The organism is Mariniblastus fucicola (genome assembly GCF_008087665.1).
In the GTDB taxonomy this organism is placed as follows: Bacteria; Planctomycetota; Planctomycetia; order Pirellulales; family Pirellulaceae; genus Mariniblastus; species Mariniblastus fucicola.
The window spans coordinates 1575061-1595159 of the sequence record NZ_CP042912.1 but is presented as its reverse complement, the minus strand read 5'-3'; the positions used below and the strand labels follow the sequence as shown (position 1 = coordinate 1595159).

Below are 20099 nucleotides of genomic sequence, written 5' to 3'. Positions count from 1 at the left end.
TTCCTGTTACGCGTCGGGTTGTGGTTTTCACCAGATCCGAATATAGCGACAAACTCTTACGAGTGCGGCTACGACTACAAGCGCACAAAAAAAGCCGCCTTCATGCATGAAAGGCGACTCCTTGTTTCTTTAGCTTAAACCAGCGAGTGGCTTATGAGCGACGACGAACAACGCAAAGTCCAAGTCCGGCAAGACCGAAAAGGACAGCAGTTGTGGGTTCTGGAACAGCTGCCACGAGCCCGAATCCTGCCAACCCGCCTGCAGCAGATGGGGCTGTCGAAACAGTGGAAAACCTGATACTCGGATCCGTAAATCCGTCGGTATCGCCTGTCGTAATTCCAACTCTCAACTCAATGTTTTGATTACGCGTTGAAACCGAGGAGCCATCCCATGAAGTTCCTGGATCTGAACCGGGAACACCAAAAGTGTCCTGAATAGCTCCACCAAGCTGGATTTGCAATGCATCGTCACCGTTAAATGTGAACGACTCTTCGAAGAACTGAACTGCGCCCAAGCCTTCGCCTGTCAGGTAGGTACCGATGTCAGCAGTTCCAACAACGATCACCTCGCCGACCGCCATTACTCCCGTACTCAGGACGAAATCTGAACTAAGTGCACCGCCGTTAGTTCCTTTCAAAATATCCAAGCTGGTTACTGAAAAATCGATTGCAGCTGGACCACTATTCCAAAGCTCAACGCCCTTTGGCGTCGTACCAGAATCGGTTTCAACATACTGGCTGATAACTAAATCAGCTTGCGCAAAATTCGCACAGGCAAAACAGAGGGCCAACGCCCAAATAAATTTCTTCATGAAGTAACTCCAAGGTAAATAGGGGGGATCAAAAGTTGCAATCCGCGGAATCGCCATTTTGTTCATGCAAGCGGTGAAACACAACATATAACCCGTGCATTCGCGCAACTTTAACAATGTCACAGGGCGGGTTCGCTCGCTTTTGAATTATCGTCGAAGCACAAACGTGACTCGCGTAAACCCGCTCAGGCCGTGATAAATCGTTCATTCATTGCAGCGGCCACCAAGGCAGACCATTGCAACCGTTCTAGGGCGACTAATCGGCCGCAGATTCCGGATTCAGCCGAACATCAGCCTGCCGCACGAGCAAGCCGATCAATTGCCTGCTTCGAAATCTCGACCAGATTGAAATTTGAAGATTTTGCCACGATTTCTTCCAACAGCTTAATTGAGTCCGCACTTCCATCGAGCTCCAAAGCCAAAACGATTCGGTGCTCACGCCGACCTTCCCCAGTCGAGATGCTCGGTTTCTTTCTGTCGACGCGAAGTATCTTTTGGATACGCCATTTCGATTCCTGGGAACTGTCCGCGACTCGTCGTTCCAACAACGGCCTAGCCTGCTCCACCATCAACGTCAGCATGGTCGTCGCGTTTTCGCGAACCTTGTACTGTCGTGCATCTAAATCCCGGATCAGCTTCTTTGCAACTTCGTTGTCACCAACTGACTCAAGGCCCAGCCCTGTCGCAATCAATCCGGTCGTCGCGCGAGGCTCGTGTTGCAATGCGTGAAAAAACTGATTCGTCGCGGACAGCGATACTTTGGGATCGTTACTCTTCAAATCCACCCACGCGACATCCAGATCAATCGCATCGACAGACTCAATCGGAGGAAAAATGCGATCCAGAAAATCCCACAGGATCACGGATCGATCAGTCGGACCGGCAGCGCCGCTGGCCAGACTTAGCAACCTGTTTGGAGAAGCTGCAAGTGCGTAAATTCGCGAGCCATGCGCTTCGATCCTTTCAACCTGTTTCATGGTCACCATATCCCAGATGACGATCGAGTTGTCGTAGTTGCTCGTATAAAGAAATCGGCTATCGTTCGAGAACACTGCGTTCACGATCCGACGCTTGTCGCTCAACACGTATTGATATTTTTTGGTATCCCTCAAGTCAAAAATCTTGAGTTTCGATTCGCCGTACTTCATGTCCGCCATCAAGTATCCGTTGGGCGAAAACCTGACCTGTCGTGGTACGACGTTCCGAGGCGGATCAATTGTCGCACCGGAAACCGTGTCCAAAATCTCCAAACGGCCGCCGTCCTGAAACGCGACCATCCGACCGTCTTGGGAAATTCCAGCCGGAAGCGACGCCCGACCTTCCAAACCGGATTGGACAAACGCCGGGGTCGACGGCAGCGGCCACGGATTGCGATAGACGCCTCCTTTGGATGCCACGACAAGCTGTTGCGGGTCCGACGCGAAAGCCAGCTTATAGCCAGCCTGCCCAACGTCGCGAACTTTTTCTTGCTCCGCCAAGCTCCAGATTTGCGTCCCGGATTGAGTCGCCAGCACTACAAATTTGTTGTCCGGAGAAAACTGAAAATCCCGACTGATTTGGGTTGGCAGCAGCGCAATCCGTTCCTGAAGCTCGATGTCAAGGATTCGAATGTTCTGCCGTCGGTCTCTGGCCGCGATCAGTTTGCCATCAGGAGAAAACTTCAGCTCGAAAATTCCGATTGCGGCCGGATTTCGATCGATAGCTCCGTACCGAAAGACGGCACCAGTGGGCAAGTTCTCTGTCGCCCACAATGGGTCCGCCGCGTCGGTACCTGGTTTTTCCTGGGCAAGAATACTTTGCGGCGCTGCAGCCAAAATTACCAATATCATCATCCACCAGGCGAAGAACCTGCGTCGCTTATGTCGGCGTTTCGGTTGTTTTCCAGGCGTCACGGTGAGAGTTTGCCAATTAGATCGTGATGAACAATGTCATCATATCTGATCCTGCCCGAATGCTGTCTTTCGCGTATAATTGAGGCATGAAATCAGGGAAAAAATGGCAGTCGAGAGCGTCCATCGTTTTGGCAGGTTTTGCTTTAGGGTATTTGGCCCGATACATCATGCCGCCAGAGGTGGAATCGACGCTGCCAACTCGGGAATTTAACGAGCCATTAGCCGCAGAAACTTCCATCGGCGACCTGCCCATTCTTCCGGTTGAAGACGACTTTGAATTCCCGGTTCCGTACGAGATTCCGTAGGTCGATTGCAACTCGCCCGTTACAATAAATAACATGTCGGTAGCCAACCAACCAACGCACGATCCCGAGGAACCGGTTCAGCCTGTTGTGGTGCCGGATTCCGAATCAGTACGTGAGACTCCCGAATCGGGCTCTCCACAAGTTGCCCCTGTCGCCAGCGGTGAACCTTCTTTTTTCTCTTTGCTTTTCCTGATGGCATCGATTCTGTTTCTGGCCGCCTGGTTTGTCGGTCCGCGATTGGTCGAAGAGTACCAATACGCGTCGACGAAAGGGAAACTGCGTGCCGAATACGAAAACGCAGTGACGATCCTCGAAGGCCATCCGCTGAAAAAAGTCTCCATGGCGTCAAGGCTGGTTGCTCAAAAAGTGAAGCCCAGCGTGGTCAGCATCCGCACTCGCAAGATTGGCGAAGACGACGGTTTGGGTTTTCGTCGCGGCTGGGATTCGGCAGACGTGATGGAGGGCTTTGGCTCGGGCGTCATCATGGACAAAGAAGGTTACATCGTCACCAACGCACACGTGATCGACAACTCAGAAAGCATTTGGGTTGAACTACACGACCGCCGCAAATATGAAGCCATCGAAGTTGGCCGCGACGAGATCAGCGACATCGCGGTTCTGAAGATCTCTGCAGACGGATTGATTCCGGCTCAATGGGGCGACAGCGAAGAACTGGAAGTCGGCTCGATCGTATGGGCGGTCGGAAGCCCGTATCGCTACGAACAAACGGTGACCTCGGGGATCATCAGCGCCAAGGATCGAATCGGAGATCCTAACGGTCGCGTCAAAAATTTGCTGCAAACCGATGCGGCGGTTAACCCCGGGAACAGCGGTGGGCCGTTGGTGGATTCGGACGGAAATGTGGTCGGCATCAATGCATCGATCTACGGCAAGACTTTCCAGGGAATCAGCTTCGCCGTGCCGAGTGCGACAGCCCGATTCGTTTACGAGCAACTGTTGGAGAGCGGCAAAGTCGTCCGAGGCTTTCTGGGTGTTCAACCTTACAAAGTCAGCCATCAGTACGCGGAACGCTTTGGTTTGCCGGACCTCAAAGGAGCTCTTCTGGTCCGCGTCGAACCGGGTTCTCCGGCTCATAACGCTGGACTGCGCCGAAACGATGTGGTTCGTCTTTGGAACGACAGCCCTGTCCACAACTACAACAACCTGTACCGGCTGACCGAACGAACGCAGCCCGGTTCCATCGTTGAAGTATCCCTGATTCGCAACGGCGAGCCCCACCTGGCGACCGTGACGATCGGTCAGGCCCCCATGATGCAATCTGGCATTTCGATCGAAGCCGAAAAACTGCTTGATCAGCGATAACGAAGGCGATATCGCCTTTCGCGGCGTACGCTACCAGCCCCGATTGCTAACTTGCCGATTGCTAACTTGCGTCTGGAGCCGCAGCCAAAACTTCATCGCTGACGCCTTCCGCGTAGGTCTTGAAATTGTCACAGAATAGCGACGCCAGCTTCTTCGCCGCCGCATCGTACGCGTCTTTGTCCGACCAAGTCAGCCGCGGCTGAAGCATTTCATCGGGGACGCCTTCGCATTTCGTGACCACATCGAAACCGAATACAGGATCCTTTTCGGTTGGAGCCTTGTCCAGATCGCCCGAGTGAATTGCATCCATCACCGCACGGGTATAGCTGAGCTTCATCCGCGAACCGACGCCGTAGCCTCCACCGCTCCAACCGGTGTTCACCAGCCATACGCGAGCGTCGTACTTCTCGATTTTCTCGGCCAGCATCTCTGCGTACTTGCCCGGATGCCACATCAGGAAAGGACCACCGAAGCAAGGAGAAAACGTTGCTTCCGGTTCATCGATCCCCATCTCTGTCCCGGCGACCTTGGCCGTGTAACCGCTGATGAAATGATACATCGCGTGAGCCGGCGACAAGCGGCTAACCGGAGGCATGACACCGAACGCATCGCAAGTCAAGAAGATCACGTCATCGGGATGGCCGGCGACGCAGGGAATCTTTGCATTCTGAATGAACTCAATCGGATACGCGCCACGAGTATTCTGCGTGATCGAATCGTCGCTGAAGTCGACGCTATGATCTTCCTTGTCGTAAACCACGTTTTCCAAAACGGAACCAAAGCGGAGCGCCTGAAAAATCTCCGGCTCCGAATCGGGAGTCAGGTCAATTGCTTTGGCGTAGCATCCGCCTTCGATATTGAAGATCCCGTCGTCCGACCAGCCATGCTCGTCATCACCGACCAGCAAACGTTTCGGGTCCGCCGACAGAGTTGTCTTTCCGGTTCCCGAAAGCCCGAACAGCACTGACGAAGTCCCGCTTTCGCGATCCGCCGTCGCTGAGCAATGCATCGACAGCACATTTTTCCTGGGCATGAAGTAGTTCATCATCGTGAACACGCCCTTCTTCATTTCACCCGCGTACTCTGTTCCGAGGATCACCATCTCGCCAGGATGCAGACTGACGTCAACACTGGTCTTGGACGTCATTCCGGACGTATGCCGGTTGGCCGGGAATCGTCCCGCATTAAAGATCACAAAATCAGGATCGCCAAACGTCTTCAGCTCTTCCCGTGTCGGACGAATCAGCATCGTGTGCATAAACAGCGCATGATACGGTCGCGTACAGATAACGCGAACTTTCATCTGGTAAGCCGGATCCCAACCGGCGTAGGCGTCGACGACGTACAGGTAGCTGCGTGTATTGAGATAGTCGATTGCCCGTTCACGATTGACCTGAAAGACGTTGTCATCGATATCGATGTTGACCGGGCCCCACCAGATATCTTTCTCGGAGTCCTCGTGACGCACGACGCGTTTGTCGGTCGGCGAACGACCGGTTTTGGATCCTGAATAGGCAATCAGTGCGCCTGAATTGGCGATCGCGGCGCCTTTCTCGAGTCGGATGGCTTCCTGATAGAGCGTCGCGGGCGACAAATTGTGGCGAATATCGTCTACTTGGATTCCGTATTGATCCAGGTCCAGCATGGCTTTGGCTTTCAAAATTGGTAGCGCGATTGGAGCGCCGCTAAGGTTGAGAAGTGGGCTTTGAAGCAACGATTATTGGTGCGGGATCTTCGATTAACGGCAAGATTTCCGCAAGAGCAGGCGAACGGTTGTTTCCGCATAACCGGAAAAAAACGAGGACTTAACGTGACCGATTTACCAAGCTATGAACAGGCCTTTTGCAGGGATTCGTTCGTTTTGAGATCAATTTCCGACTGGCCCAAATGCGATGACCCAATAAAGCGTCCTCCCGAAAACGGAGTTCGAACGTAGTAGCAAATTATGGTGCATCTCGACGGGAGAAGTCATGGCACAGCGAATTGGATGGATCTGTTTGGCATTTGGCGTTTTCGCACTGTGCACCGAAACCAGCGAGGCACAAGTTTTCGGATCCCATCAAGTCCTGCAACGCCCGCTTCGCGCTCTCGGACATGGTAACGGACCGGGCTATCATCGCTGCAATCCCGGCCCGGACGTAGGCTATTACAATCCATGGTCGCACAAGAATTCGTTCCTCATTTCACAGTCGCCGGAATTTCTGGCACGCTACGGGCACGAACTGCAACCGTCACCAATGCAACTGTTGCGTTCGGGACAAAATGCCTATGGCCAACCGCTGTCTTATGGTTCGCAACCCGCGGGCATGTTTCCAACGACGGCTCCGTTGAACGCGGATTTCGTCCCGGCAAGATCGAACAGTGACCTGGAAGAACTGGACGACGACCAGAATGAACTCGATACCGAGAGCAATCCTGCTGATTCGAAAATTGAAGACCGATTTGAAGAAGATGCAGAGGCGATGCGGGCGAATGAGTACGGAGGATTCGACTCCCTGAAGGACGATGCCGATGAAACGGCTGATCCCGACAGCTTTGATTCCGACGCGTCCCAGAGTTCGCCTTCAGATGAGAGCCCGGAACCAGAATCCGACGGTTCTGAAGATGGAGCGTCGCTTCTATCGCCGCATGGAGTTTTCCTGCCGGCGAGCCATTCAAAGCGGTAAGCAGCGAATCCACGGTCCGCATCGAGATACAGCTTCGCCGCCCATCGACACGGCTCGAATCGTCGAATTTGCGTCATGACTTTCGCAATAACCATGTTGGCCAACATGGTTTATTGCTATCATGGAAGCATGGCAAAACTCACCAACATCAACCGTGGCCCGCAGGGCTGGGTCGTCCGCATCGTTCGCGACGGCGTCGAGCATACAAAGTACTTTCGCTTTTCCGACGGCGGCATTCGGAAGTCGCAGGAAAAGGCCCTTCGCTGGCGCGATTCGCAGCTAAAGAAACTCGGCGAACGGAAATGGCATTCAGGCCCGCGAGCGAAAGCGGTTAACAATTCGTCGGGCGTTACCGGTGTGAGCAGAAACGTCTACGGTCGCTGGGTCGCGACCTGGCAAGAAGATGGCCGCCAGCGATTCCGAACGTTCAAAACGAAACGCGAAGCAATTGCTCACCGTAAGGAACAGCTGAAAGAAAAAGTTTGAGCTGGCGTGACGAGTTGCCTTCAAAGTGGCAACTCGGATCCCCGAAACGCCGCCGTTCAAGCAATCAACTGATTTCGAACCGCCCAAACGGCGGCTTGTGTCCGGTCATTGACGTTCAGCTTTCTCAAGATGTTCTGAACGTGCTCTTTCACAGTCTCCACGCTAATCCCAAGCGACTTGCCAATTTCGCGATTGCTCAAGCCCATCGCAACGTGGCGAAGCACCTGCATCTCCCGGTTCGTCAAATCCGCATGTGGAGTGCCAGAGTTGCTTCTCATCCGCGTGCGGACGGTGTTCAACAAACTATCCGCGGGGGCAGACTCGCCGCGACTCGCTCGGTTGACGGCCTCAAACAATGCGTCGATCGGAGAAGACTTCAGGATGTAATCGTGGCAACCCAACGCTGAAGCTCTCGCGATATGGGTCGCGTCGGGATACATCGAGAACACGACAACCGGCGGACGCAGCGCGAGGTTTTGAAATTTTTCGAGAGCCCGCAACGCGTCCTTCTTTCCCAAGCGAGACTCCATCACCAACACATCCGGACGAATTTCTTCGACGAGTTGGACGAGCGATTCAGGATCCGTTGGGTTCGCAACGATCTTCGCGTTGTAGCTTTCGATACGTGAGCGAATGCCTTCGACCACGACCGGGTGATCGTCTGCGATGACAATTTCTAGAGTCATGCTTGAAACAGACATTTCGATGGACATCCGGGGTGGGGGTAAAAAACGACAAATACGACAGGTGAGCTGTCGTCCGTTAACCGGTAATGGAGGGCGTTGCTAACAGACTATCCCGTTTTTATCGCAATATTGGCCCAAAACCAGAATTCATTCGACCGCACGAGGTTTGTGACCTAGATACATAGCGAACGTTGCATTTTTTCAACAAACCGCGAACGTTCCCGTGCTCATGATACGCCGGGAATCGCAGGTCAAAGTGCGACCACCTGCAAACCTTCACCCTTACGTATCGAAATTATGTCCAAGGCAATCCAAAAGCAAACTCGACTTCTGATCGTTGACGACGATCAACATCTGCTTCAGTCGATGGGGCAATGGCTCGAGACTCAAGGCTTCGCCATTCAGGTTGCATCGAACGTCAAGGAAGCAAAAACACGTCTCGCAAACGACACCTTTGACGTTGCGCTTATCGACCTTCGCCTTGGCGATGAAGACGGTTTTGAGCTACTTGAGTTCTGCAAAAACAGCGTCCCGCAGATGGTCGCAATCCTGATGACGGGCTACGCCAACATCGACACGGGTGTGGAAGCCATGCGTCGCGGAGCAGCCGATTTGCTGACCAAGCCACTGATCGATGACGAGCTTTTAATGGGCATCGAGCGTGCGATGTCACAGCGTCAGGTCGTTGAAGAAAACCGAAACCTCAAGGCTCAACTCGATCACAAATTTGACAAGACGAACATCGTCGGAACCGATTTTCGCATGCAGAAGATTTTCGACATGATCGACAACATCGCCAACACCAAGGCGACGGTTCTGATCACCGGCGAAAGCGGAACGGGAAAGTCACTGATCGCTCGTGCAATTCACCAAAAATCGAATCGCAAAGATGGCCCGTTCGTGGAAGTCGCTTGCGGTGCGTTGCCTGAGAACTTGCTCGAAAGCGAACTCTTCGGTCACGTCGCAGGTTCTTTCACCGGAGCAACGGCAAACAAGGAAGGCAAGTTTCAACAGGCTCACGGCGGAACGATCTTTCTGGACGAAATTGGCACCGCGTCTCCGGGACTTCAAGTGAAACTTCTTCGCGTGCTTCAGGAGTTTGAATTTGAACAGGTTGGCGGCACAAAGACCTTCCGGACGGATGCGAGAGTCGTTCTGGCGACCAACGAGGATCTGGAGCAATGCGTTGCGGAAAATCGATTCCGCCAGGATCTGTACTACCGAATCAATGTGATCAACCTTTTGCTGCCTTCGTTGCGTGAGCGACCTTCTGATGTGCCGATGTTGGCGATGCACTTTCTGAAGAAAGTCTGCCAGGAGGAAGGCCGTAGCCTTGAGGGATTCAACGATCAAGCCATTCACGCGTTGCGAAATTACGACTGGCCAGGCAACGTTCGCGAGTTGCAAAACGTCGTCGAGCGAGCCGTACTGCTTGGAAAGGGTCCGGAGCTTGGCGTGAGCGATCTGCCAAGCCATGTCGGCACCGTCACTCAGAGCAGCCCGCAGATTTCTGTTTCAGCCACTGGAAAACGACAGACGCTGAAAGAAGCTCTTGAAGGGCCAGAGCGTGTGATCATTTTGCAGTGTCTGCAAGAGAACAACTGGAACCGGAATGAGACGGCGGATCAACTGGGAATCAACCGCACAACGCTGTACAAAAAGATGAAAAAGCTTGGCCTCGACACGCCCGAATATGCTCAGATGATCGAGTAACGTGCAATCAGGCAAGTGTTGGTGTCCCGCGGCGTGACCGCTTAAACGAGACGTTTGCCGACCATTCGATCGGCCCGCGCTTCTGAAATCTCGACGTCGACCAAATCGTTGTCCGCAACTCCTTCGGCGTCGATTTCGACTTGCCCGTACCGACAACTGGTTCCAACCGCCGCGTTGCGATCAAAGCCTTCGGAAACTTTCTCGACCAGCACCTGCAATTTCTGGCCGACCAGTTTTTTGTAGTAGTCGGCACGCAGTTCCGTTTCCAGCTGTTTAACAATCGCGCCACGTTCGGATTTGATGTTCCCCGGAATCTGATTGTCCATCTCAGCCGCAGGCGTTGTGCGACGCGGGCTGAAGGGGAACATATGAATTTTTGAGAAACCGATCTGGCGACAGATGTCGAGCGAGTCCTCAAAGTCCGCTTCGGTTTCACCCGGAAAGCCGACGATCAGATCCGTCGAAAACGCGGGCAAGTGCAAGGCTTCCTTGACGACTTCGCAGCGATCAATGATGTGCTTCCGAGTCCAACGCCGCTTCATGGCTCGCAAGATTCGATCGCTGCCACTCTGAACGCAAACGTGAAGATGTGGACAGACTTTTTCGGGATACTGCTGCATCACCTGAATCAGTTCGCGAGTCACCTCGGTGGCTTCGATGCTGGACATCCGCACGCGAAAATCGCCAGGCAACTCGCAAATTTGATGAACCAGATGCGACAGCCGCGTCCACTCAGCTTTCGGTTTGCCTTTATTAAAGTCGACGCCGTAGTGACCAAGATGAATGCCCGTCAGGATGACTTCGCGAAACCCGTTATCGACCAGCCGTTTGACTTCGTCGATGATCGATTGCAGCGGACGGCTTTCCATCTTTGGCCGCACCGTCGGGATGATGCAGTAGCTGCACTTGAGCAGACAGCCATCCTGAACTTTCACGTAAGCCCGATGCCGACCGTCGAGTCCCGAAATTCCGTCAGGGATATCGACAACGCCAAATCTCCCCAACAAGTCAGGCATCTCACGTTTGTCAGTGATGACTTCTGAGACTCCCGGCAACGCGGCAACAGCTTCCGGTTCTCGCGTCGCGTAACAGCCCATTACGATGATGCGGGCGTCCGGATTGTCCCGGTTCATCCGCCGAATGATCTGACGGCTCTTGGAATCGCCTTCGTTGGTGATCGTGCAAGTATTGATCACGCACAGATCCGCAGGCTGTGAGTCCTCGGCGTCCGTAAAGCCAGCGCTCAGCAAGCCCTCGCGAAGGAACTGCGTTTCGTATTGGTTGACTTTGCAGCCGAGAGTTACTGTTTTGATCTTTGCCACGGTGGCGAGCAGCCTGTTGGAAAATGTTGCCCCGAAAGGATACTCGACCACTCAGAATCCGGCAAACGATTATTACTCCATCAGATGGGTTCCGTGAGTCAGGGCCCCGCCAGCCCGGATCGCTGCCGCGACCATCGTGGTTTCCGCAAGTTCTGCTTCGGTGGCACCCGCGTCAATTGCTTTCTCGCGATGGATCTCAAGGCAATAGCCGCACTGCGTGGTCAAAGCGACGCCGAGCGCAATCAGCTCTTTGTACTTCACAGGAACAGCCCCTTCAGCCATCGCAGACTCGTTGAAAGCCTGAAACTTTTTCCATGCGTCGTTGCCGGCCTGGTCCAGTTTTCCAAGCTTCTTCATGTTGTCCATCGAATTCATCTTCTTCAGTCCTATTTACGATTGCGAAAAATTGGCGAGAGAAAGCCTCAAAACGGGCCTTCCCAACGACTTCTTGGAGTCAGCACGGAGCCAGAACTTACGGAGAAAATTTTAGGTGCTCCGAACGTACTAACTGACTACTCATTGAAATTGAGCGAATCGGCCTGATGTTGCACGTGCCGGGAGTGCACATCGACGTAGGTGTTAGTGATCATGTCGCGAGTTTCGGACTCGGATGGAAACTGAGTCGAAAAGTCAGACTCAAGATCGAGCGTTCCTTTTGCGGCATGCACCAGATGGTTGACCAAATCAGCCGGGCTTTCGTCACCGACAGCGAACCGGATCGTGGTCGCCGACATTCCCGCCTGAGCCAACGCTTCGTCGTCGAGTTCCGAATGAGTCGTCAAAGAAGGACAACTGACGATCGTATTCGTTTGCCCCAGCGAAATCATGTGAGCAAAGGTTGGCGACAACGCATCGAAAAATCGCTGAAAGGCTTTCTTCGAAACACCGTTAATGCTGACCGTGAATAGCGGAGCCGGCAAACCAAGGTACATGTATCGTTCGCGGAACTCCGAATTCATGTCGTCGCCGACCGCGCTGCACGTGACGTCGATGTTCGGATGAGCGTCCATAAATTTCGCCAGGATGATCGTGTTAATGCACTTCCTCATCATCCGGACCGTCAGCGTTTTCATTCCCTGCAGAACTTCAAACGCCGCGTCCGCATTCAGGAATGCGCCTTTAACGTAGTACACATTCCAGAACATGGTTTGGTCCCAGGAATGCGTTTCGGTGACCATCCCCTTGGGCATGAACATGTTTTCGTTGCGTCCGATCACGCAACCGGCAATCGCTCCGCCGGATCCGCTGAGGTCTTTCGTGTAGGAGTGAATCACATAGTCCGGTCGCTCGGTCGCGTCCTCACGAGCCAGCGAACGATAGAGCATGGGCGTTCCGACGGTTGCATCGAGCATCACGACAAGGCCTTCCGCATGAGCCCGCCGACAAATGGTGGCAACGTTGACGATGTAACCGTGCGGGTTGCAGGGCGATTCGAGAAAGACATAGATCTTGCGTCCCTTCGCCAGTCGATCGGCGTGCTTTTCACGAGTCCGAGCAAGACATTCGCTGAACTCGTCCGCGGTGTAGCCGTCGAACATTTCGACCGCGATGTCCAGATTCCCGGGCTTGGCGTACCAGTCGTTGATCAGCTGATAGGAGCCACCGTAAATGTTTCGGCTGGTGATGATCACGTCGTCGCGACCAAGCACATGGGACAACGTCGAATCGATCGCCGCCATGCCGCTGTTGAAATTCCACGCAAGGTACTCGCTGGCAAAGGGTCCGGCTTCGAGGTCCACGACATGGTTCGCCAGGCAAATGCTGGTCGGGTTGAGCAGCCGGGAATAGATCTCCAGCATCAGCTCCTTGCCCTTGAACGCGTCGGCAATCCATTCGGCACAGGCATAAATGTAAGTCGCCGTTCGTGAAATAACGGGCGTTGCACTGAAGATCGCGGTCACGTTGTCAAAAACCGCGTAGGGACCTTTGGCGGCCGATGTTTCGCCCGAGTAGCCCAAGGACTGGTACGTTTTGCGAAACGGATTCTGAACTGTGTCGAGCATCTTCGCGAGCTGGAACGAGAGGAACTTCAGCGAGTTGAAGCGATTGATTTTGTCGGACTGCGAAAGCCCGGCCATCTCTGACATGGTGGCTTCCCAGAGCCCGTTGATGTCGGACTGTGCCGCATACATTCGGCTGACGATCCCACCCAGCGATTTGCCGTATTCGCTTGCAGGGTCGATCCCGAAGTGCTGCAACTGCTCGGACGTCAGGGCCTCCGCGGATTCTCCTTCGGTGGAATTCCGCAGCGGCGACAACAATCGCATCGAGTCAACGTTTTGGCTCATCAAGATGTTCCTTTTTCAGATTCCAATGGTGGCAGCGAATTGCCGCTGAGCTGCGGCAAAGTTGAGAACGGGAATTGGAAATTTTAGCCGTCTGGGGCGCTAGCGCCGGTTATAGGTTGATCAACCGTGGCTAGTGCCAAAACGGCCAAACTCCCAATCAAGTTCAACGATAAATCAGCATGAATTGCACGCATCAATGTAGCCGCGAAGTCTGGGGTTCGGAAAGCGGACTGACCTTAAACTGGAACGAGGCAGGATCTGGACGGCGTCCAGCATCGGCCCCGCGAATCGCTCGCTAGCGAAATTCATGTTTTCGGTCGCATATTTTTCTGCCATACCCGAATTTCTAATCAAGTTCTGTTGAAAGGAATTCGGCGATGAGACTTTCTATAGCTACCACTGGTTCGTTTGCTGCAGCGATTTTGGCCTTCACTTTCGCCACCTCGGCGTCGGCTCAAACAGCGACGCCGGACCTGGTTCCTGCCGAATTCCAGGTGCCAAGTCCGTTGGCGAACTGGCAAACCAGTGTCGGCGACAACGTGCAAACACTGCCGTCGGCTGTCGCGGATAAAGACGACGAAACGGTCGTGATCGAGCTGACTCGATTGGTTGTGGAACTCGATTGCGAAGTCCCGTTGAAATCGTTTTTCAAGCCGAACACTTTCGAAGTCCACAACGGATCGCTTCCCGCTGTCGAACTTGAATCGCCTGAGTCTGGAAAGACTTTCAGCAACGTTGCGAATGAGGCTGAATCGACAGTCGATCACGCCGGGGGCTGCGAATCGGTGCGACGATCGATGCCGGTCATGGTTGCGAAGATGGATAATGAAGGAGTCGATGGGCTCAAGAAAGCTCTGGACAAAAATGCGTCCTCCGAAGCGCCGACTGTCGTTTGCTATTCAGGTCAAACAGCAGCGATCAGCGATGTGTCTCTGCGGCCCTTCGTCGTCGGCGTGAAGCCAATGGTTGGTGATTTTGCGGTCGCTCACCAACCGATCATCCAGACAATCGAAGATGGACTTGTGATGCGATTGCAACCAACGATCAATGAAGGGCGAGTCGACGTTTCGGCGAACCTGGCTCATTCGAAAGTTTCCGCCGTCGAGACGTTCACATTCGCGGGAACAAACGACAGTGGAAACGTCACGATTCAAATACCGGAGCAAACGCTGAAGCGAGTCCGCGTTTCCTCATCACTCGAAGACGGCGAAACCCTTTTCATCGATCCGCGATTGCAGATCGAAACGGAAAAGAAAGCAAGCTCAAAGCTTCCATTTAAAAACGGGAAGACCGTTTCCGACAAAAAGCAGTTGTACTTTCTGCTGACGGCTCGCATCGTCGAACAGTCCGACAAACTTGGCACGAGCCTGACTCATGTAAAATAGTACCGTGTAAATTCTGGGCAAATCGTTTTCGGTGCGTGTTCGCGAAATGGGTCAATCTGTGCGATACTGTTCGTGCAATTGACCAATTTTACGGACCACTTTTTGTTTCATGAATTTACCGGAAAACGCGCCTTCGGATGAAGGCACGATCGACACGAATCCATTTTCGGCCAAGTCGATCTCTGACAAATCCGTGGCGAACAATGTCGACTACTGGAAAAAGTCGCTCAACGTCGTTTACATTGTCCTGGGATTCTGGGCGTTCATTTCGCTCGGATGCGGAGTCCTGTTTCGAGACTTCCTCGATGCGAACATGCCCAACGTTGGCAACGCACCGTTTGGATTCTGGATGGCTCAACAGGGTTCCATCATCGGATTCCTGATTTTACTGTTCCTGTACATGGTGCTGATGAACAGAATCGATCGTCGTCACGGATTTGATGAGGACGATGTATGAGCCAGGATCTTTGGAACTATCTGTTCATCGGCGCGACCTTCGCGGTATATATCTTCATCGCCTTCCGCACACGGGCGGCGACCACCAAAGAATACTACGTTGCCAGTGGCGGCGTATCTCCCTTCACCAACGGTATGGCAACCGCAGCGGACTGGATGTCGGCGGCCACGTTCATCTCGATGGCTGGCGGCATCGCGGCAGGAGGCTACGACGCGTCACGATTCCTGATGGGATGGACGGGAGGCTTCGTTTTGCTGACCGCGCTGATCGTGCCATACTTGCGAAAGTTCAACAAGTTCACTGTCACGGACTTTCTGGGCGACCGCTTCTATTCCAACGTCGCACGCGCCGTCGGAGTCATCTGCGCGGTCTTCATTTGCATGACGTACATCATGGGCCAGATGCGTGGCGTCGGGATGGTGTTCTCGCGGCTGTTCGAAATCGAAATCTGGATGGGTGTGCTGATCGGAGCCGGCATCGTGTTCGCCTATGCGGGACTCGGCGGCATGAAAGGCATCACGTACACGCAAGTCGCTCAGTATTGCGTGATGGTGTTCGCCTACACGATCCCGGCGATCTTCGTTTCGATGTTGCTGACCGGAAACGTCATCCCGCAGTTCGGGCTGATCGGCGACTATACGAAAGAAGGCGCCGATGCCGCCGTTCCTTTGCTGGAAAAACTGAATCAACTCAACACGGATCTTGGTTTCGCAAAATACACCGACGGAAGTCTGTCGACGCTGGACATGTTCTGCATCACAGCCGCGCTGATGTGCGGTACGGCTGGACTGCCTCACGTGATCGTGCGATTCTTTACCGTCAAGTCAGTCAAAGCAGTCCGCAAATCGGCTTGTTGGACGTTACTCTTCATCGCCATCATTTATCTGACCGCACCAGCGATCGGTGCGTTCTCCAGAACGAATTTCATGGCGGAGATTCACGATTGCAAGTATTCCGAATCGCCGGCGTGGTTCAAGAGCTGGGAAGACCGCGGCTTGATCGCGTGGGTCGACAAGAACGGCGACGGCGTGATGCAGCATCAGGCCGGAACAGCCTTCGACGGCAAACCAGTTTTCGAAACAGAACGCGCCGAAGGCCAACCTCGCGTCGTGACCAATGCACTCACTGACAGCCCGAACGAAGTCTATTACGATCAGGACATTCTTGTGATGGCGAATCCGGAGATGGCGAATTTGCCAAAGTGGGTCGTTGCTCTCGTGATGGCGGGCTGTGTGGCGGCCGCACTTTCGACTGCCGCTGGATTGTTGCTGGTGCTGTCGACTTCGATTTCGCATGACTTATTGAAGAAGATCGTCAGCCCGAACATGAGCGACAAACAGGAAGTCCTCTCGGCTCGGATTGCATCGTTTACCTTCTTGGGCATCGCTGCGTACTTCGGGATCAATCCGCCGTCGGAGTTCGTCGCCAAGACCGTTGCGTTTGCGTTTGGCCTGGCTGCGTCGTCTTTCTTTCCGACGATCCTGATGGGCATTTTTTCCAAGCGTATCAATCGCGAAGGCGCGATTGCCGGGATGGTTGCCGGAATCGGTTTGACGCTCAGCTACATCGTGTACTTCCAGTTTTTCGCGGGCCATAAAGCATACTGGTTCGGCATTTCGCCCGAAGGCATTGGCTTCGTTGGCATGCTGGTGAACTTTGCGGTCGCGAATATCGTCTCGATGATGACACCGCCGCCTCCGCAGGAAATTGTGGAGATGGTTGAGAACATTCGCACGCCTGGAAACGCCGGCGGAGCCACGCATTAAATAATAGGTGGCATAGGCTTCCAGCCTGTGTTTGTTTTTGTGTTTCTCGTGGCTGCGGCTTCCAGCCGCAGTATTTGCATGGGATTGAACAACCACCGCCAAGTCGGAAAATGCTGCGGCATCGGAATGCTGCGGCTGGAAGCCGCAGCCACGACGAGTGCAAAAACGGATGCAATCACAGGCTGGAAGCCTATGCCACCTGAATTTACAACCCATCGGAGAGAAAATTGACTCAGCCGCAAACCGTCGATGTTCCGCTCGAAGATCGCAGCTACAAAATCCATATCGGCTCAGGGCTGATCGAGCAACTTGGCACGCTCTGCGCTCCCTTCATCGCCGACCGCCATGTCGTCATCATCAGTGACGAAAAAGTAGCCTCGCACTACCTCCCGAAAGTCGAATCAGCACTCGAATCGGTCACTTCGCGAGGCAACTCGCTGGTCGTTGACGAAGGCGAAACGTCCAAGAGCCTCGACACGTGCTACCAACTGTGGCAGGAGATGATCGAGCTTCCTGCTGACCGCAAATCCGTCGTCGTTGCACTTGGCGGGGGAGTCATCGGAGATCTTGCCGGTTTTGTGGCAGCCGGTTTCGCTCGCGGTATCGACTTCATCCAGATTCCGACTTCGTTGCTGGCTCAAGTCGATTCCAGTGTCGGGGGCAAAACAGGAGTCAACCTTCCCCAAGCCAAAAACATGGTCGGCGCGTTCTGGCAACCGAAAACGGTCGTCATCGATATCGACGTTCTGGAAACGCTCGACGACCGAAACTTTCGCGCGGGCCTGGCCGAAGTCATCAAGTACGGGCTGATCATGGACGACGCTCTGTTCACCCGAATTGAATCGAGCATGGAAGCCATCCTGAATCGGGAACCGGCGATCATCACGGAACTTATTCAACGATGCTGCCAATGCAAGGCCGACGTGGTCACGGAAGACGAAACGGAAACCTCGGGTCGCCGAGCGATTTTGAATTACGGTCACACAATCGGCCACGCAATCGAAGCCGTCTACGGTTACGGCGAGTACCTACACGGTGAAGCAATTTCGATCGGCATGGTCGCCGAAGCCGAAATGGCGAAAGCACTCGGCATGGTCGACGATGTGTTTTGCGATCGTCAAAAAGCGATCTTCGAATCTGCGGGTCTGCCAACAACCTGCCCGGCGGGCAAAGAAGAAGCGTTGATCGAAGCCATGACGCGCGACAAAAAAGTTGCCTCCGGAAAGCTGAACTTTATTTTACCTACAAAAATTGGCGACGTGGAATCGGTGGCGACGCCCGGCGGCGAAGCCATTGCTGCGGCACTCAAGGCGTGTTCCTGAGCAATTGCTTCACAGGCAAGGCTTTTGGAGTCCTTGCGATCGGAGTCTTCAGTTGATCACTTACATCATCGCTATTCTTTCCGTTGCCATTTTGATTGCCGAACTACGGTTGGGGATCGTAGTTGTTGGCTTGAACGGTGAAAACATGGTCATCGAGCGATCCAAAAAGCCGGGCCCGTATTGGGCGATAATGGCGATGCACACGGTTATCGCAATCGGGGTCCCGACACTGGCGCACCTCTCGGGGCTGTAGCCGAAATTATCCTGAAAATGTCTGCGTTGCGACAGACCAGCGAGCATTCTTGAGTTCCGATTCACGCCTTCGCGATGCATGCCTGAACGCAGTTGACAGACCAATTCAGTCCAACGTCTCGAAATTCGGTTGCAATACGCTCCGAATTACTCGGCTTGAAAAATAACTCACGGTGGTGACGAACTCTTACAAGTGCAATACTCTGGAACTTGCATCGACTTCATGAAAGCAGAATTCAAATGATTAAATGGATCGCGATCTCAATGCTTGTTCTCGCGTTTGCCTGCTGGGTGATTTTCATGATCGTGCTCATGGTCCTGATGTCTTCCGGACCGACAGCCAAACCGGCGGATCAATGGCAAACTGAGTCGTGGATGCAAGCTGACGATTCGCTTCCTGATGAAATGCCAACACGGGTTTTGGCGATGACCGACCTTCCGCCGCTTGAGCCGACACCAACGGCGCAGGATGTTGCTGCGGCGATCGAAAAGAGCAAACAGGCTGGCTGTGATGCTGCGGTCATCACGGTTTCATGGCCCAGCCTTGAGCCGTCTGCCGGGCAGTACACGTTTGACGAACTCAAGCAATCCGTCGAGTTGAACTCAGGCCGTTTTCTGTTTTTGGGAATCCAGGTCGTCAACACGACAGTGAAGGACTTGCCCGCGGATTTACAAAGCAAGTCTTTCGATGACCCGGAAGTCACGTCTCGGTTTCGCGATCTGCTTCAAGCCTTGGCCCCACTGCTGCAGCACCGCATCAAGTTCCTGTCGGTCGGAAATGAAACCGATGTTTATCTCGCAGCCAACAGCAACGAGGCAGCGGCGTTCAAAACGTTTCTGGACAAAGCGTACGAAAACGCGAAAGCAATTTCGCCCGATTTATTGGTCGGCACGACACTGACCGACGGCGGCGCGCTGCGTGAGGATTGCCGCGAGCTGGTCGCCGGAATGGACGCCCATTTCTTGACCTACTATCACGGGCAACATGGACTTGAAGGAACGTTCAAAGATCCCGCAACGACCAAACGGGACCTTGTTGCTCTCGCCGCGGAACTGGACCAGCGCCCCATCGTTTTCCAGGAGATCGGTTTTCCGGCACATCCTTCGCTCGGGTCGCCGGAAAAGCAGGCGGTTTTCGTCGACGGCGTTTTCGACGCCTGGCAAGAACTTGGACCACGCGTACCGATGATCAATTATTTCATGATGTATGACTTTCCCCGCGATTTTGTCGAAGGGCAAATTTCCTACTACGGCGTGACGGACGAGTCGCAACGATTGACGAACTTCATTGGTTCGCTGGGTTTGCATGAGACCAACGGTACTCCCCGACCGGCGTGGAGCACGTTTGAAGCAAGAGGCCAACAGGCAAGGCAATAGATTGAGCCTGCAAGTGGTTTGTTTTTAGCAGTAGAAGAATGCGGCTCA

Annotated in this window: 18 protein-coding genes; 11 read left to right on the top strand and 7 right to left on the bottom strand. The window is 53.7% G+C overall.

What is annotated here, in order from left to right:
• Positions 1–151: 151 nt before the first annotated feature.
• Together MFFC18_RS05775 and MFFC18_RS05770 are read right to left on the bottom strand one after the other, a co-directional pair.
• Positions 152–811 (bottom strand): PEP-CTERM sorting domain-containing protein, encoded by a 660-nt coding sequence (locus MFFC18_RS05775; RefSeq protein ID WP_075081659.1) that lies wholly within the window; start codon positions 809–811, stop codon positions 152–154.
• 290 nt (positions 812–1101) lie between these two features.
• Positions 1102–2643: a WD40 repeat domain-containing protein gene (locus MFFC18_RS05770; protein WP_075081660.1), complete on the bottom strand. Its 1542-nt coding sequence runs from the start codon at positions 2641–2643 to the stop codon at positions 1102–1104.
• Between the two features lie 146 nt (positions 2644–2789).
• On the opposite strand from MFFC18_RS05770, the gene MFFC18_RS05765 reads away from it, so the two are divergent.
• On the top strand, positions 2790–3008 hold the full coding sequence (locus MFFC18_RS05765; protein ID WP_148618665.1) for a hypothetical protein: 219 nt from the start codon (positions 2790–2792) through the stop codon (positions 3006–3008).
• Positions 3009–3041: 33 nt separating this feature from the next.
• Complete coding sequence (locus MFFC18_RS05760; protein WP_075081661.1) at positions 3042–4331, top strand: S1C family serine protease; 1290 nt, start codon at positions 3042–3044, stop codon at positions 4329–4331.
• Between the two features lie 61 nt (positions 4332–4392).
• Here the strand turns inward: MFFC18_RS05760 and pckA are convergent, their stop codons facing one another.
• Positions 4393–6045: a phosphoenolpyruvate carboxykinase (ATP) gene (gene pckA, locus MFFC18_RS05755; RefSeq protein ID WP_238381110.1), complete on the bottom strand. Its 1653-nt coding sequence runs from the start codon at positions 6043–6045 to the stop codon at positions 4393–4395.
• A gap of 256 nt (positions 6046–6301) precedes the next feature.
• Here pckA and MFFC18_RS05750 point away from each other — a divergent pair, with 256 nt between their 5' ends.
• Both MFFC18_RS05750 and MFFC18_RS05745 read left to right on the top strand, forming a co-directional pair.
• On the top strand, positions 6302–6997 hold the full coding sequence (locus tag MFFC18_RS05750) for a hypothetical protein (RefSeq protein WP_075081663.1): 696 nt from the start codon (positions 6302–6304) through the stop codon (positions 6995–6997).
• Between the two features lie 75 nt (positions 6998–7072).
• On the top strand, positions 7073–7483 hold the full coding sequence (locus MFFC18_RS05745) for a hypothetical protein (protein WP_238381111.1): 411 nt from the start codon (positions 7073–7075) through the stop codon (positions 7481–7483).
• Between the two features lie 56 nt (positions 7484–7539).
• On the opposite strand, the gene MFFC18_RS05740 is transcribed toward MFFC18_RS05745, so the two are convergent.
• Complete coding sequence (locus tag MFFC18_RS05740; RefSeq protein ID WP_162273876.1) at positions 7540–8184, bottom strand: LuxR C-terminal-related transcriptional regulator; 645 nt, start codon at positions 8182–8184, stop codon at positions 7540–7542.
• Between the two features lie 282 nt (positions 8185–8466).
• Between MFFC18_RS05740 and MFFC18_RS05735 the strand changes: the two genes are divergently transcribed.
• A complete protein-coding gene (locus MFFC18_RS05735; RefSeq protein ID WP_075081665.1) occupies positions 8467–9882 on the top strand; it encodes a sigma-54-dependent transcriptional regulator in 1416 nt (471 codons plus the stop codon).
• A 41-nt stretch (positions 9883–9923) separates the two neighbouring features.
• Here the strand turns inward: MFFC18_RS05735 and mtaB are convergent, their stop codons facing one another.
• From mtaB to MFFC18_RS05720, 3 genes are all read right to left on the bottom strand, one after another.
• Positions 9924–11204 (bottom strand): tRNA (N(6)-L-threonylcarbamoyladenosine(37)-C(2))-methylthiotransferase MtaB, encoded by a 1281-nt coding sequence (gene mtaB / locus MFFC18_RS05730; protein ID WP_075081956.1) that lies wholly within the window; start codon positions 11202–11204, stop codon positions 9924–9926.
• Positions 11205–11276: 72 nt separating this feature from the next.
• Positions 11277–11579 (bottom strand): carboxymuconolactone decarboxylase family protein, encoded by a 303-nt coding sequence (locus MFFC18_RS05725; protein ID WP_075081666.1) that lies wholly within the window; start codon positions 11577–11579, stop codon positions 11277–11279.
• A gap of 137 nt (positions 11580–11716) precedes the next feature.
• Positions 11717–13492, bottom strand: a complete 1776-nt coding sequence (locus tag MFFC18_RS05720; RefSeq protein WP_075081667.1) for a PLP-dependent transferase — start codon at positions 13490–13492, stop codon at positions 11717–11719.
• Positions 13493–13869: 377 nt separating this feature from the next.
• Here MFFC18_RS05720 and MFFC18_RS05715 point away from each other — a divergent pair, with 377 nt between their 5' ends.
• From MFFC18_RS05715 to MFFC18_RS05690, 6 genes are all read left to right on the top strand, one after another.
• Complete coding sequence (locus MFFC18_RS05715; RefSeq protein ID WP_075081668.1) at positions 13870–14877, top strand: hypothetical protein; 1008 nt, start codon at positions 13870–13872, stop codon at positions 14875–14877.
• A gap of 109 nt (positions 14878–14986) precedes the next feature.
• Complete coding sequence (locus MFFC18_RS05710; RefSeq protein WP_084416688.1) at positions 14987–15334, top strand: DUF4212 domain-containing protein; 348 nt, start codon at positions 14987–14989, stop codon at positions 15332–15334.
• Complete coding sequence (locus MFFC18_RS05705; protein ID WP_075081669.1) at positions 15331–17100, top strand: sodium:solute symporter family protein; 1770 nt, start codon at positions 15331–15333, stop codon at positions 17098–17100. Before MFFC18_RS05710 ends, MFFC18_RS05705 begins: the two co-directional genes overlap by 4 nt.
• A gap of 227 nt (positions 17101–17327) precedes the next feature.
• On the top strand, positions 17328–18422 hold the full coding sequence (gene aroB, locus MFFC18_RS05700; protein WP_075081670.1) for a 3-dehydroquinate synthase: 1095 nt from the start codon (positions 17328–17330) through the stop codon (positions 18420–18422).
• Between the two features lie 52 nt (positions 18423–18474).
• Positions 18475–18675 (top strand): hypothetical protein, encoded by a 201-nt coding sequence (locus MFFC18_RS05695; RefSeq protein ID WP_075081671.1) that lies wholly within the window; start codon positions 18475–18477, stop codon positions 18673–18675.
• A gap of 239 nt (positions 18676–18914) precedes the next feature.
• Positions 18915–20051, top strand: coding sequence for a glycoside hydrolase 5 family protein (locus MFFC18_RS05690; protein ID WP_075081672.1), 1137 nt, complete (start codon positions 18915–18917; stop codon positions 20049–20051).
• Positions 20052–20099: the final 48 nt, after the last annotated feature.

Coding starts and splice junctions, on each gene's coding strand:
- MFFC18_RS05775 (WP_075081659.1), bottom strand. CDS start 811: ATGAAGAAATTTATTTGGGCGTTGGCCCTCTGTTTTGCCTGTGCGAAT.
- MFFC18_RS05770 (WP_075081660.1), bottom strand. CDS start 2,643: ATGATGATATTGGTAATTTTGGCTGCAGCGCCGCAAAGTATTCTTGCC.
- MFFC18_RS05765 (WP_148618665.1), top strand. CDS start 2,790: ATGAAATCAGGGAAAAAATGGCAGTCGAGAGCGTCCATCGTTTTGGCA.
- MFFC18_RS05760 (WP_075081661.1), top strand. CDS start 3,042: ATGTCGGTAGCCAACCAACCAACGCACGATCCCGAGGAACCGGTTCAG.
- MFFC18_RS05750 (WP_075081663.1), top strand. CDS start 6,302: ATGGCACAGCGAATTGGATGGATCTGTTTGGCATTTGGCGTTTTCGCA.
- MFFC18_RS05745 (WP_238381111.1), top strand. CDS start 7,073: ATGACTTTCGCAATAACCATGTTGGCCAACATGGTTTATTGCTATCAT.
- MFFC18_RS05740 (WP_162273876.1), bottom strand. CDS start 8,184: ATGTCTGTTTCAAGCATGACTCTAGAAATTGTCATCGCAGACGATCAC.
- MFFC18_RS05735 (WP_075081665.1), top strand. CDS start 8,467: ATGTCCAAGGCAATCCAAAAGCAAACTCGACTTCTGATCGTTGACGAC.
- MFFC18_RS05725 (WP_075081666.1), bottom strand. CDS start 11,579: ATGAATTCGATGGACAACATGAAGAAGCTTGGAAAACTGGACCAGGCC.
- MFFC18_RS05720 (WP_075081667.1), bottom strand. CDS start 13,492: ATGAGCCAAAACGTTGACTCGATGCGATTGTTGTCGCCGCTGCGGAAT.
- MFFC18_RS05715 (WP_075081668.1), top strand. CDS start 13,870: ATGAGACTTTCTATAGCTACCACTGGTTCGTTTGCTGCAGCGATTTTG.
- MFFC18_RS05710 (WP_084416688.1), top strand. CDS start 14,987: ATGAATTTACCGGAAAACGCGCCTTCGGATGAAGGCACGATCGACACG.
- MFFC18_RS05705 (WP_075081669.1), top strand. CDS start 15,331: ATGAGCCAGGATCTTTGGAACTATCTGTTCATCGGCGCGACCTTCGCG.
- MFFC18_RS05690 (WP_075081672.1), top strand. CDS start 18,915: ATGATTAAATGGATCGCGATCTCAATGCTTGTTCTCGCGTTTGCCTGC.